The 14786-nt window shown below is 36.5% G+C and carries 10 protein-coding genes; all 10 read left to right on the top strand.

The window, feature by feature from the left end; translation table 11 throughout:
* The first annotated feature begins 17 nt into the window (after positions 1–17).
* The gene (gene rpoC, locus RBG61_RS09930) at positions 18–3608 is read left to right on the top strand and encodes a DNA-directed RNA polymerase subunit beta' (RefSeq protein WP_307943103.1); all 3591 of its coding nucleotides are present in this window, start codon (positions 18–20) and stop codon (positions 3606–3608) included.
* Between the two features lie 227 nt (positions 3609–3835).
* Complete coding sequence (gene rpsL / locus RBG61_RS09935; protein ID WP_307943105.1) at positions 3836–4261, top strand: 30S ribosomal protein S12; 426 nt, start codon at positions 3836–3838, stop codon at positions 4259–4261.
* A gap of 137 nt (positions 4262–4398) precedes the next feature.
* Positions 4399–4869 carry a 30S ribosomal protein S7 gene (rpsG, locus tag RBG61_RS09940; protein WP_307943107.1) on the top strand — a complete coding sequence of 157 codons (471 nt, stop codon included), beginning with the start codon at positions 4399–4401 and terminating at the stop codon, positions 4867–4869.
* Positions 4870–4932: 63 nt separating this feature from the next.
* Positions 4933–7014, top strand: coding sequence for an elongation factor G (gene fusA / locus RBG61_RS09945; protein WP_307943108.1), 2082 nt, complete (start codon positions 4933–4935; stop codon positions 7012–7014).
* Positions 7015–7107: 93 nt separating this feature from the next.
* Entirely contained in the window at positions 7108–8310 is a 1203-nt protein-coding gene (gene tuf / locus RBG61_RS09950; RefSeq protein ID WP_307943110.1) for an elongation factor Tu, read from the top strand.
* Between the two features lie 473 nt (positions 8311–8783).
* Positions 8784–10412, top strand: coding sequence for a peptide ABC transporter substrate-binding protein (locus tag RBG61_RS09955; protein ID WP_307943112.1), 1629 nt, complete (start codon positions 8784–8786; stop codon positions 10410–10412).
* A 191-nt stretch (positions 10413–10603) separates the two neighbouring features.
* Positions 10604–11557, top strand: coding sequence for an ABC transporter permease (locus RBG61_RS09960; protein WP_307943113.1), 954 nt, complete (start codon positions 10604–10606; stop codon positions 11555–11557).
* A 4-nt stretch (positions 11558–11561) separates the two neighbouring features.
* On the top strand, positions 11562–12539 hold the full coding sequence (locus RBG61_RS09965; RefSeq protein WP_307943115.1) for an ABC transporter permease: 978 nt from the start codon (positions 11562–11564) through the stop codon (positions 12537–12539).
* Positions 12540–12548: 9 nt separating this feature from the next.
* A complete protein-coding gene (locus RBG61_RS09970) occupies positions 12549–13565 on the top strand; it encodes an ABC transporter ATP-binding protein (protein WP_307943116.1) in 1017 nt (338 codons plus the stop codon).
* Positions 13558–14535 (top strand): ABC transporter ATP-binding protein, encoded by a 978-nt coding sequence (locus RBG61_RS09975; RefSeq protein ID WP_307943117.1) that lies wholly within the window; start codon positions 13558–13560, stop codon positions 14533–14535. The genes RBG61_RS09970 and RBG61_RS09975 overlap by 8 nt, the downstream gene beginning before the upstream one ends.
* Positions 14536–14786 lie beyond the last annotated feature (251 nt).

Below are 14786 nucleotides of genomic sequence, written 5' to 3' on the forward strand. Positions count from 1 at the left end.
AGAAAAGGGGTCTAAATATGGAATTTAACGTATTTGAGTCTATAAAAATAGGGCTAGCCTCTCCTGAACAAGTGAGAGAATGGTCTTATGGCGAAGTAAAAAAACCAGAAACGATAAACTATCGTACTTTAAAACCAGAGCGTGACGGCCTTTTCTGCGAAAGAATTTTTGGTCCACAAAAAGACTGGGAATGTCATTGCGGTAAATATAAAAGACTACGTTTCAAAGGCAAAGTATGTGATAAATGTGGTGTAGAAGTTACCCGTGCAAAGGTAAGACGTGAAAGAATGGGACACATTGAGCTTGCAGCTCCTGTGTCACATATCTGGTACTTTAAAGGTATCCCTTCTCGTATGGGATTATTATTAGATATTTCTCCTAGAAGACTAGAAGAAGTAATCTATTTTGCAAAATATATCGTAATTGATCCAGGTTCAACTCCATTGGAAAAAGGTCAACTTTTAACAGAGCTTGAGCATATGGATATGCGTGAAAAATATGACGAAGATTTTAGAGCAGGAATGGGTGCTGAGGCTGTTAAAGAGCTTTTAGTAGAACTTGATTTACCAAAATTAAGCGAAGAGCTAAAAGAAGCTTTAGAAACTGCAACAGGTCAAAAACGTGTTCGTTATTTAAAACGTCTTGAAGTTGTTGAAGCATTCAGAACTTCAGGCAACCGTCCTGAGTGGATGATACTTGATGTAGTTCCTGTAATTCCACCAGATATTCGTCCAATGGTTCAATTAGATGGTGGCCGTTTCGCTACTTCTGATTTGAATGATCTTTATAGAAGAGTAATCAACAGAAACAATCGTTTGAAAAGATTGTTAGAGCTATCTGCTCCTGACATTATTGTTCGTAATGAAAAACGTATGTTACAAGAAGCAGTAGATGCATTGATTGATAATGGCAGACGTGGCCGTCCTGTAACAGGACCAAACAATCGTCCATTAAAATCTCTTTCTGATATGCTAAAAGGTAAACAAGGTCGTTTCCGTCAAAACCTACTAGGTAAACGTGTTGACTATTCAGGACGTTCTGTTATCGTTGTAGGTCCTGAACTAAAAATGTACCAATGTGGTTTACCAAAAGAAATGGCTCTTGAGTTGTTTAAACCATTCGTAATGAAACGTTTAGTAGAAACAGGTCAATCCAACAATATTAAGAGTGCTAGAAAGATGGTTGAGCGTGCAAGAGAAGAAGTTTGGGATGCTCTTGAAATCGTAATTAAAGATCACCCGGTACTATTAAACCGTGCGCCAACGCTTCATAGACTTGGTATTCAAGCTTTCGAACCAGTATTAGTAGAAGGTAGAGCACTAAAACTTCACCCACTTGTATGTACAGCTTACAACGCTGACTTCGACGGTGACCAAATGGCTGTTCACGTTCCTCTATCTGCTGAAGCACAAGCCGAAGCACGTTTTCTAATGCTTGCAGCAAACAATATCTTAAAACCTTCTGATGGACGCCCTGTTGCAGTTCCAACACAAGACATGGTTCTTGGTTCTTACTATCTAACATTGCAAAAAGATGGTGAAAAAGGCGAAGGCAAAATCTTCAAAGATGTGAATGAAGCTTTGATGGCTTATAACGAAGGTGTTATTAGTCTTCATGCAAAAGTAAAAATTCGCTTAAGCAAACAAATTGGTGATACTAAGGTTAGCAAAATTATTGATACAACAATTGGTCGTGTAATCTTTAACCAAACAATTCCTCAAGATTTAGGCTATGTAGATCGTTCTAATAACGAAAACCAATTTGCTTTAGAAGTTGATTTCTTAGTTAAGAAAAAACAACTCGGCGATATTATTGATCGTTGTATTCGTGTTCATGGTACTGCAAAAACTGCAGAAGTTTTAGATAAAGTAAAAGCATTGGGCTTTAAGTTCTCAACAAAAGGTGCAATTACTGTTGCGGTATGTGATGCTACAATTCCTCCACAAAAGAAACAATATCTAGCTGAAGCAGAAGCTGCTATTGAAGATATTAACGACCAATTCCAAATGGGTCTTATCTCAAATGAAGAGCGAACAAAGTTAGTATTGAAAACTTGGGATAAAACAACAAACCTAGTTACAGTTGCACTTCAAGAAAACTTGGATAATTACAATCCAATTTTTATGATGGCTGACTCTGGAGCTCGTGGTAGTATCAATCAGATTAGACAGCTTGCTGGTATGCGTGGATTGATTGCCAACACATCTGGTACAACAATTGAAGTACCAATTCGTGCAAACTATCGTGAAGGCTTGAATATCTTGGAATACTTCATTTCTTCTCGTGGTGCGAGAAAAGGTCTTGCTGATACCGCTCTTAGAACTGCTGACTCAGGTTACTTGACTCGTCGTTTGGTTGACGTTTCTCAAGACGTTATTATCCGACAAGATGATTGTGGAACGCATAATGGTATTGAAGTTTATGCAATCACAGAAGGAAAAGAAATGATTGAGCCATTAGAAGACCGTTTAATCGGACGTTATCTAGTGGAAGATTATGTAGATGAAAAAACCGGTGAAGTGCTTGTATCTAAAGATAAGCTAATGGGCGCATATGATGCGAAAAAGCTTATCAATGCAGGCGTTACCAATATTCGAATTCGTTCTATTCTTACTTGTGAATCCAAACAAGGTGTTTGTACAAAATGTTATGGTTCTAACCTTGCTACTGGTAATCCGGTTGCAATTGGTGAGGCAGTAGGTGTTATTGCTGCTCAATCAATTGGTGAGCCTGGTACTCAGTTGACAATGCGTACGTTCCATACTGGTGGTATTGCATCTGCAGAAGATATTACACAAGGTCTTCCAAGAATCGAAGAGTTGTTTGAAGGAAGAAAACCAAAGAACTCAGCAGTTATTGCTGAAATTGATGGTAGAGTTCGTATTGAAGAAATCAAACGTACTCGTCACATTTTCGTTACAAACTTCGATGGAGAAGAACGTGATTACCCAATTCCATATGGTTATAGAATTAAAGTTGTTGATGGCGATACAATTCAAAAAGGTGAGGCTATGACAGAAGGTTCTGTTAACCCACATGATGTTCTTGCTGTTAAAGGTGAACAAGAAGTTCAAAACTATTTAAATAGTGAGGTTCAAAAGGTTTACCGTATGCAAGGTGTTGATATCAACGATAAGCATATCGAGGTTATCGTTCGTCAAATGATGCGTAAAGTTCGAGTATCCGATGCAGGAAGCTCTGATTTACTTCCAGGAGCTTTAGCTGATAGAAGTGAAGTAGAAACTGCAAATCGTGCAATTCAAGCAAGAATGGATGCCGGCGAAATTGGCTTAAAACTTTGTGAATATTCAGCTGTATTACTTGGTATTACAAAGGCTTCTCTTGCAACTGACAGCTTCTTATCTGCTGCTTCATTCCAAGAAACAACTAGAGTATTAACCGAAGCTGCTATAAAAGGTAAGGTTGACCCATTATTAGGCTTGAAAGAAAACGTAATTATCGGTAAATTGGTTCCAGCAGGTACTGGCATGAATTGCTATAGAAATGTAGAAGTCGTAAAAGTACAAGAAGAGCCACAAACTGATGACTCTCAAGATGATATGGATATTGAGTTTCAACAACAAGAAACAATCGTATCAGCAGAATAATCGACAAAACAAGCTATATTCTTGTCAAAAATAACTATTGACAAAGTATGTGGAAAAATGTTAAATTAAATAGGTTGAGAAAATTTGCTTTGTTTTATGAATGATTTTAAAATAAAGTAACATTCTAAACTTGTGTAGCTATTTTGGAGGTTTGACAACGTCAAACCTCCCAATATAGATTTATCAAATATTTTTATTTGAAAAAATTTGAAAGAAGGAGGAGCGATATGCCAACATTTAATCAGTTAGTACGTAAAGGTAGACAAGTGAATGAGAAGAAATCAGGTGCGCCTGCACTACAAGAAACTTTCAATACAATGAAAAAAGCTTATAGTGAACAAAGTTCTCCACAAAAACGTGGTGTTTGTACTACAGTTAGAACGATGACTCCTAAAAAGCCTAACTCAGCTCTTAGAAAAGTTGCCAGAGTAAGACTTACAAATGGATACGAAGTTTCTGCTTATATCCCAGGTATCGGTCATAACTTACAAGAACATAGCGTTGTCTTAATTCGTGGTGGTCGTATTAAAGACTTACCTGGTGTTCGTTACCATATTGTACGTGGTACCCTTGATGCACAAGGTGTAAACAACAGAAACCAATCTCGTTCTAAATACGGAACAAAACGTCCAAAAGCAGGGGCTAAAAAGTAATAAGATCCCTATGAGATGAAGATAATTCATGCCCATATGTAGCGGCTTTTATATATAATTAGCCTCTGCATTGGTCAAGCGGGAGATTCTATACTTTCGAGTACCTATGAATTCATTATGTGAAGGAGGGAAGTAAAGTGCCAAGAAGAGGTAATATCGCAAAACGTGATGTTTTGCCAGATCCACTTTACAAATCAAAGCAAGTTACTCGTCTTATCAACAGCATTATGCTAGATGGTAAAAAGGGTGTTGCACAAAAGATTGTATACGGTGCATTTGAAATCATTGCTGAGAAATCAGGTAAAGATGCGTTAGAGGTGTTTGAAGCAGCTCTAGAGAATATAATGCCTGTATTAGAAGTTAAAGCTCGTCGTGTAGGTGGTGCAACATACCAAGTACCGATGGAAGTACGTCCTGAAAGACGTCAAACTTTAGGCTTACGTTGGTTAACAACTTATGCAAGAAGCCGTGGCGAAAGAACAATGAAAGAACGTTTAGCAGGGGAATTACTTGATGCTATGAATGGCTCAGGTGCAGCTTGCAAAAAACGTGAAGATACACACAAAATGGCTGAAGCTAACAAAGCATTTGCACACTACAGATGGTAGTAATAATTTAGGACATACTAAATTAAAGATAAATTATATATTCGAGAATTTTAGGAGGATATTATGCCAAGAGAAGTATCACTTGAGCTTACTCGTAACATTGGTATAATGGCTCACATTGACGCAGGTAAAACAACAACTACTGAGCGTATCCTGTATTACACAGGTAAAACTCATAAGATTGGTGAAACCCATGAGGGTGCTGCAACAATGGACTGGATGGCACAAGAGCAAGAAAGAGGTATTACAATTACTTCAGCTGCTACTACTGCATTCTGGAAAGGCCATAGAATCAATATTATCGACACTCCTGGGCACGTTGACTTCACAGTAGAAGTAGAACGTTCTCTAAGAGTTCTTGACGGTTCCGTTACTGTATTCTGTGCAAAAGGCGGCGTTGAGCCTCAATCTGAAACAGTATGGCGTCAAGCAGATAAATATCGCGTGCCTAGAATGGCTTACGTGAACAAGATGGACATTATGGGAGCTGACTTCTTTAATGTTGTAAAGATGATGCATGACAGATTAAAATGTAATGCAGTTCCAATTCAATTACCAATCGGTGCTGAAGAAACTTTCAGAGGCGTGATTGACCTAGTTGAAATGAATGCAGACATTTATTACGATGAAATGGGTAAGGATATGCGTGTGGAAGAAATTCCTGAAGACATGCGTGAACTTGCTGAAGAATATCGTGCAAAATTATTAGAAGCAGTTGCAGAGCAAGATGAAGAAGTTATGATGAAATATCTAGATGGTGAAGAAATCACTACTGAAGAAATCAAAACTTGTCTTCGTAAAGGTACATTAGCAAATACTATTGTTCCTGTTGTTTGTGGTACTTCTTATAGAAATAAGGGCGTTCAAAAATTATTGGATGCAGTAGTTGACTTTATGCCAGCTCCAACCGATGTTGATGACATCAAAGGTATCAATCCGGAAACTGACGAAGAAGTTACAAAGCCTTCTTCTGACAGCGAGCCATTTGCAGCTTTAGCATTTAAAATTGCAACTGACCCATTTGTTGGAAAGCTATGTTTCTTCCGTGTATACTCTGGAACAATTGATGCTGGTAGTTCTGTATTAAACTCAACAAAAGATAAGCAAGAGAGAATGGGCCGTATTCTACAAATGCACGCAAACTCTCGTCAAGATATCGAAACAGTTTACGCTGGTGATATTGCTGCTGCTGTTGGTTTGAAAACAACTACAACTGGTGACACATTATGTGACCCAAAACATCCTGTAATTCTTGAGTCAATGGAATTCCCAGAACCAGTTATTCAATTGGCAATTGAGCCAAAAACAAAAGCTGGTCAAGAAAAAATGGGTATCGGTTTAGCAAAACTAGCTGAAGAAGACCCAACATTCAGAACTTATACTGATGAAGAAACAGGTCAAACTATTATCGCTGGTATGGGTGAGCTTCACCTTGAAATCATCGTAGATAGATTACTTCGTGAATTCAAAGTAGAAGCAAACGTTGGTGCTCCTCAAGTTTCTTATAAAGAAACAATTAGAAAAGAAGCAACTGTTGACCATAAATATTCTCGCCAATCAGGTGGTAAAGGTCAATACGGTCATGTTAAAATTATCGTTGAACCTAATGAATCTGGTAAAGGCTATGAGTTCATCAACAAAGTTGTTGGTGGTGCAATTCCGAAAGAATACATCCCAGCTGTTGATGCAGGTATCAAAGGTGCTATGCAATCTGGTGTTCTTGCTGGATACGAAGTTGTTGACTGTAAAGTAACATTATTCGACGGTTCTTACCATGAGGTTGACTCCTCAGAAATGGCATTTAAAATTGCCGGTTCTATGGCGTTTAAAGAAGCAATGAGAAAAGCTGATCCAGTTATTTTGGAACCAATTATGAAAGTTGTTGTAATTGTTCCTGAAGACTACATGGGCGATATCATTGGTGACTTAAACTCTCGCCGTGGTCAAATTCAAGGTATGGAAGCAAGACCTGGTGCACAACAAATCAATGCATTTGTTCCACTTTCTGAGATGTTTGGTTACTCAAACGCACTTCGCTCTAAATCTCAAGGCCGTGGACAATATTCTATGGAACCAAGTCATTATATCGAAGTTCCAAAATCTATTTCTGAAAAAATCATGAGTTCTAGATCAAAGAACGACTAATTTTTTAAAAACACTTGAAAAATAAAATTTACGTGGTAGAATATTAGTCATATAGACTACTATTCTATCCACAAATATAAGGAGGAAATTCCAATGGCAAAAGCTAAATTCGAACGTACCAAGCCACACGTTAATATTGGTACAATTGGTCACGTTGACCATGGTAAAACTACTTTAACTGCTGCTATCACTAAAACTTTAGGTTTACAAGGTAAAGCTGAATTCAGAGCATACGACCAAATCGACGGTGCTCCAGAAGAAAGAGAACGTGGTATTACTATTAATACTGCTCACGTTGAGTACGAAACTGACAACCGTCACTACGCTCACGTTGACTGCCCTGGCCATGCTGACTATGTTAAAAACATGATCACTGGTGCTGCTCAAATGGACGGCGCTATCCTAGTTGTATCTGCTGCAGACGGACCTATGCCACAAACTCGTGAGCATATTCTTCTATCTCGCCAAGTAGGTGTTCCTTACATCGTTGTATTCATGAACAAAGCTGACCAAGTTGATGACCCAGAACTACTAGACTTAGTAGAAATGGAAATCCGTGATCTTCTAAATGAATATGAGTTCCCAGGCGATGATACTCCTATCATCAAAGGTTCTGCTCTACAAGCTCTAGAAGCTCCAAACGATGTTACTAACGCTGCATATGCTCCAATTTTAGAGCTAATGGATGCTGTTGACTCTTGGATTCCAACTCCTGAGCGTAAAGCTGATCTACCTTTCTTAATGCCTGTTGAGGACGTATTCACAATTACTGGTCGTGGTACTGTTGCTACTGGTAGAGTTGAAAGAGGTCAATTAAAAACTGGTGATGAAGTTGAGATTCTTGGTCTAACTGACGAAAGAGCTAAAACAGTTGTTACTGGTATCGAAATGTTCCGCAAAATCCTAGATTATGCTGAAGCAGGCGATAATATCGGTGCTCTACTTCGTGGTGTTCAAAGAGCTGACATCGAACGTGGTCAAGTATTAGCTAAACCAGGTTCTATTCACCCACTAACTAAATTCGTAGGTCAAATCTACGTTCTTAAAAAAGAAGAAGGCGGACGTCATACTCCATTCTTCAAAAACTACCGTCCACAATTCTATTTCAGAACAACTGACGTAACTGGTATTATCGAGTTACCAGAAGGTGTTGAAATGGCTATGCCTGGCGATAACGTTGAAATCAATGTTGAATTGATTACTCCTATCGCTATCGAAGAAGGTCTACGTTTTGCTATTCGTGAAGGTGGCCGTACAGTAGGTTCAGGCGTTGTTGTAAAAGCATTAAAAGACTAGTTCCTAGTTTTTTCAAAAGCACTCAGATTGCAAAATCTGAGTGCTTTTTTGATAGTTGCATTGAAAATGCATAAAAGGAGTACATATACAGAATTTATACATTAAGATTTGTTGATTATCGTAGCGAAAATGCAATATCTAAAATTGAAAAGTTCATAATCAAATTTCAAGTATCGTAAATATGTAAATACTACCAAATATATTTTATAAAAATATACAAAGTACACAATGTAATTACATGTGTGCTTCATAGCAAAACAAAATCATGAAAAATGAGTACCTTTGAAACACATATTTCAATTTTTTGTAAAATCAAAAGAATTATTGTGCAATATAACAATTTAAAACTTGCAAATTCGACTATATTTGTTATACTTTAAACTGCTAAAACACTTGAAATTATGAAAAGTATGTGATAAAATATAAAACATATTAAAAACCTATATTAAAGAAATAACAATGGAGGAATCGAAATGTTTGCAAAAAAACGCACATTAACAATCGTAGTTGCAATGGCGCTTGCTGCATCAATGTTGTTATCATCTTGTACAAAAGTTGATAATGCTGCTAAATCTAAGTACCCTGGTACTTCAGAAAAAGGAACAGCAGTAATTAACCTTGGTGCTGAACCGCCTAAAATGTTTTCAGTAATTTCTACTGACACAGCTTCTGGTGTCGTGTTACTTCATCTGATGGATGGTCTTACTGTATTAGATAAAGAAGATAAACCACAACCAGGTGTTGCAAAAAAATGGAAAGTTTCTGATGATGGAAAAGTTTATACTTTTGAACTTCGTGATGACTATAAATGGACTAACGGAGAAAAAGTAACTGCAAATGACTTTAAATTTGCTTTCTTATCATTATTAGATCCAAAATTCGCTTCTGAATATGCTTACTTTGGTTATGTATTTAAAAACGGCGAAAAATTTTCTAAAGGTGAAGCAAAAGCAGAAGATGTTGGTGTAAAAGTTATTGACGATTACAAACTAGAGCTAACTCTAGAAAATCCAACTCCTTATTTACCAGGTATGTTAGCTTATAAAGTTTTCTTACCAGTTAACAAAAAAGCTTACGATACATATGGTGAGAAATATGCAACTGATGCAAAAAATATCGTTACAAATGGTGCATACAAATTAGAAAAATGGGAGCATGAAAACGAAATCGTCATAACGAAAAATGCTGATTACCCAGATGCTAAAAAAGTTAAAATCGACAAAATCGTTATGAAAATGATTAAAGATTCCAATGCTGCTATGAACTCATTTAAAGGCAATGAAATCGATATGATCGGTTTAAATGGTGACCAACTTGCAATGTTAAATAAAGAAGGTCAACCTACTTACTCATATGATGATAACTCAAACTGGTACTTTGAATTTAATATGAAGAGACCTGTTTTAGCTAATGCTAAAGTACGTCAAGCTTTAACAACTGCTATCGACAGCGAAAGTTTCGTTAAAAACGTATTAAAGAATTCATCTAAACCTGCTCGTCAATTCACACCTCCTGCAATTGCTGGTTACAAAAAGAGCTTCTACGAAGAAATCGGACCTCAATTCAAGAGCAATGATATTGAAGGCGCTAAGAAGTTAATTGAAGAAGCTAAAAAAGAACTTGGAATGGACAAAATTTCATTTACTTTAATAGTTGATGATACTGATACTGCATCTAAACATGCTGCTTTCTTCCAAGAAACATGGAAAAAACTTGGCGTTGATGTAAAAATTCAAGCTGTTCCATTCAAGAGCAGACTAGAAAAAATGACTCAAAAAGACTTTGATGTTACTATGGCTGGATGGGGTCCTGACTATAATGACCCTATGACATTCTTAGATTTATTTGAAACTGGAAATGGTAACAACCATACTAGTTACACAAATAAAGCATATGATGAATTACTAGCTAAAGTTAGAAAAGAAACTGATAAAAAAGCACGTTTTGGCTATTTAGCTGAATTAGAGAAAATTTTAATGAAAGACATGCCAATCGGTCCTTACTACTTTAGAGCTCGTGACTATACAGTATCCGGTAAATTATCTGGTGTTGTTCGTACAGGTTTCCAAGATATTAACCTAAAATGGGCAGAAGTAAAATAGGCTATCGTTCATTCTAATACAAGACATATACTCCGAGCCATATTACGTAATTGTATGGCTCGTAGTTGTGTTTTGATGCATTTAAGCTTACATATTTTGTTAGATGAATGCAATTGATGTAAACTTAAATGCATCAAAGTAATGTATGAAATTTGTTACTATAGATTTTTGAAAGAAAGGGGCAATTTTTTTTGGCAAGATTTTTATTAAAGAGAATTTGGTATTCTGTTTTAACATTATTTGTTTTAATAGTAATTACCTTTTTTATGATGCGTCTACTTCCTGGTACTCCATTCCTAGGCGAAAAGGCTTTGCCAGAAGCCACTAAAATTGCATTAATGCAAAAATACGGATTGGATCAACCGACAATCGTTCAATTTGGAAAGTATATGGGAAATGTATTAAAAGGTGATTTAGGTATTTCAATGCACTATAATCGTCCCGTTAATGATATTATTTTAAGCTCATTTCCATATTCCTTTGACTTAGGTATTAGAGCGCTGATTTTTGCTATACTAATGGGTATTGGTTTGGGAATTTTGGCTGCTAATAAAAGGGGTACTGGATGGGATTCTGCTGCTATGATTATAGCAGTTATTGGTGTATCTATACCAAGCTTTATTGTTGGTGCATTGTTACAATTCGGTTTATCTTTGAAGTTGAATCAATTTATTCAAATGTTTTCACCAGGTGTTCAGTTGTTCCCGACATTAGGTTGGAGCTCTGAAATGCATAAGGTTCTTCCTGCATTTGCTTTAAGCTTTGGCTCTTTAGCTACTATTTCACGTTTAATGCGTACTAGTATGCTTGATGTTTTAGGTCAAGACTATATTAAAACAGCAAAGGCAAAAGGTTTAAGCAGAGGAAAAATTATTTGGAAACATGCTGTTCGTAATGCAATCATGCCTGTAATCACAGTTTTAGGACCAATTACAGCAGCTGTATTAACCGGTGCATTCGTTGTTGAACAAATCTTCAACATTCCTGGAATGGGTAAATTCTTTGTTTTGAGTATTCAAGTTCAAGACTATACAATGATATCAGGAACAACTATTTTCTATGGCGCATTTTTAATCTTAGCCAATTTAATTGTTGACCTTGTATATGGATTTATTGATCCACGTGTAAAATTAGGAAAGGAGTAGTACAATGAGTAAAGAAAAAGATAATGTGATTGAAGAAGTTCTAGATGATGTACAAATTACAGAAGCATCATTTGAACTAGTTGGCAAAGATGCAAAAAACAGTGAAGCAATTGTACGCCCTTCCTTGAGCTATTGGAAAGATGCTATGCGTCGTTTAGTAAAAAATAAGGTAGCAGTTGTTTGTGCAATTTTCCTTGCTTTCATAATTTTGATGGCTATTATTGTACCTATGGTATCTCCATATACTATTTCTGACATACATATCGAGCATACTGATAAGGGAATGTTCTATACCGCTGAAGATGGCCATATGCATATATTCGGAACAGACTCTTTAGGACGTGACATTTTCGTTCGTATTTGGAGCGGTGCTCGTGTATCTATGTTTATTGCATTTACAGCAGTATTTATTAACTTTATCATAGGTATCATTTATGGTGGTATCTCTGGTTATGTAGGCGGTCGTGTTGATAATATCATGATGCGTATCATTGAAATTATCAATGGTATCCCTTACTTAATGATTGTTATATTGCTGATGATGGTAATGGAAGCAGGTATCGGTACGATTATCATAGCATACGCTGCGGTTGGTTGGACCGGAATGGCACGTTTGGTTCGTGGTCAAGTAATGACATTAAAAGAACAAGAATTCGTAGTTGCTGCTAAATCTTTGGGTGCAAAACCTTCTCGAATTTTAGCAAAACATCTATTACCAAACACATTGAGTGTTGTTATAGTAAATATTACATTGGCAATTCCATCTGCTATCTTTACAGAGGCATTCTTAAGCTTTATTGGTTTGGGCGTTCCTATTCCAAACGCAAGCTGGGGTACTCTTGCAAATGACGGTGTAGCTGTATTCCAACAACATCCTCATATGCTATTTATCCCTGCATTCTTTATTAGCTTAACAATGTTATCCTTTAACTTATTAGGTGACGCACTTCGTGACGTATTTGACCCAAGGTTAAGAAAGTAGGTGTAAGAAATGAATGAAAATGTTTTAGAAATAAATAATTTAAAAGTTTCGTTTGACACTTATGCCGGTGAAGTGCAAGCTGTTCGTGGCGTTACTTTTAATGTAGCTAATGGTGAAGTATTAGCTATCGTTGGTGAATCAGGTTGTGGAAAAAGTGTAACGGCGCAAACAATTATGAAGCTGAATCCAATGCCACCAGCAAGAATTAAAGACGGCTCTGTTATTCTAGACGGAAAAGATATTGTTGCAGCTTCTGAAAAAGAAATGCAAAATATCCGTGGTACTGTTGTAAGTATGATTTTCCAAGACCCAATGACTAGTTTAAACCCAACTATGACAGTTGGTAAACAATTAACAGAAGCAATAGTGAAGCATCAAAAAATTTCTAAAGAAGAAGCTAGAAAAGAAGCTGTAAGATTATTGAAATTAGTTCAAATTCCAAATCCGGAACAAAGAGCAAAACAATATCCTCATGAATTTTCAGGAGGAATGCGTCAAAGAGTTATGATTGCTATGGCATTGTCTTGTAATCCAAAGTTATTGATTGCGGATGAACCAACAACTGCTCTTGACGTTACCATTCAAGCTCAAATTATGGATTTGATGGCTGATTTGAAAAAAGAGCTTGGCACATCCATTATTTTGATTACTCATGACCTTGGCGTTGTTGCAAATCTTGCTGACAATGTTGCAGTTATGTATGCCGGTAAAATTGTTGAAAAAGGTGCTGTAGATGATATTTTCTACAATCCATCTCATCCATATACAACTGGCTTACTAGATTCACTTCCTCGTGTAGATAGTGATAGATCAAAACAACTTCTTGCAATTGATGGCACACCACCTGACTTATTTGCTCCACCTGTTGGCTGCGAATTTGCAGACAGATGTAAGTATTGTATGAATATCTGTAAAGAGCACGTTCCTCCATTATATGAAGTAAGTCCAAATCATTTTTCAGCATGTTGGATGTTACATCCGGAATGTGATAAAAAACTAAACAGAGGAGGTGCTGTTAATGGCTAATGAACAACAAGTATTAGTTGAAGTAAAAGATTTGAAAAAACATTTCCATGTTGGACATAATCAAGTTTTAAAAGCTGTAGATGGCGTCTCTTTTACAATCAAAAAAGGCGAAACGCTTGGCTTAGTTGGTGAATCCGGTTGTGGTAAATCAACTCTAGGTCGTGTTTTAATGGGTATTTATCCAAAAACAGCCGGTGAATTGATTTATGATGGAAAATCATTAAATATTAAAAAAACATCTCATAGATACCACTACGCAAAGAAAGCTCAAATTATATTCCAAGATCCATACGCTTCTTTAAATCCTCGTATGACAGTTGGCTCTATCATCAGCGAAGGTATGGAAATTCATAAAATGTACGATGCGGAAAAACGTCAAGAGAGAGTTTATGAGCTTCTTGAGACAGTTGGACTAAATCGTGAACATGCAAGCCGTTTTCCACATGAGTTCTCAGGTGGTCAAAGACAAAGAATTGGTATTGCAAGAGCTCTTGCAATTGAGCCTGAATTTATCGTATGTGATGAGCCAATTTCTGCACTTGATGTATCTATTCAAGCACAAGTTATCAACTTATTGAAAGACTTACAAAAAGAATTAGGCTTAACTTATCTTTTCATTGCGCATGACTTAAATATTGTTAAATATATTAGTGATAGAATTGCTGTAATGTACTTAGGTAACATCGTTGAGATTGCAAGCAGTGACATCATTTATCATCATACATTACACCCATATTCCAAAGCTTTGTTGTCATCTGTTCCTATTCCTGACCCAGATGCTGAAGCGCAAAAACAGCGTGTTGTTTTACAAGGTGATGTACCTAGCCCAATTAACACTCCTGTTGGATGTAATTTTGCTGGTCGTTGTCCAAATGCATGTGATATTTGTCGTAAGGAACGTCCTCCACTAATCGAAGTAGAACCAGGACATATGGTTGCTTGCCATTTGGTGAAACCAGAACAAAAATAAGTTAGAATACATTCAACTATATAAAGTGACGTGAGCAACCATATGTCCTACATATCGGTTGCTTGCCATTTGGTGAAACCGGAACAAAAATAAACTATAATTATAATAAACTATATAAATTGACGTGAGCAACCATATGTCCTACATATCGGTTGCTTGTCATTTGGTAAAACCAGAACAAAAATAAGTATTGTTTATAATATAAAGTATGAAAGGTATTTGCTTATATTAAGTGAATACCTTTCATATTT

It is taken from the genome of Paludicola sp. MB14-C6 (genome assembly GCF_030908625.1).
GTDB lineage: Bacteria > Bacillota > Clostridia > Oscillospirales > Ruminococcaceae > Paludihabitans.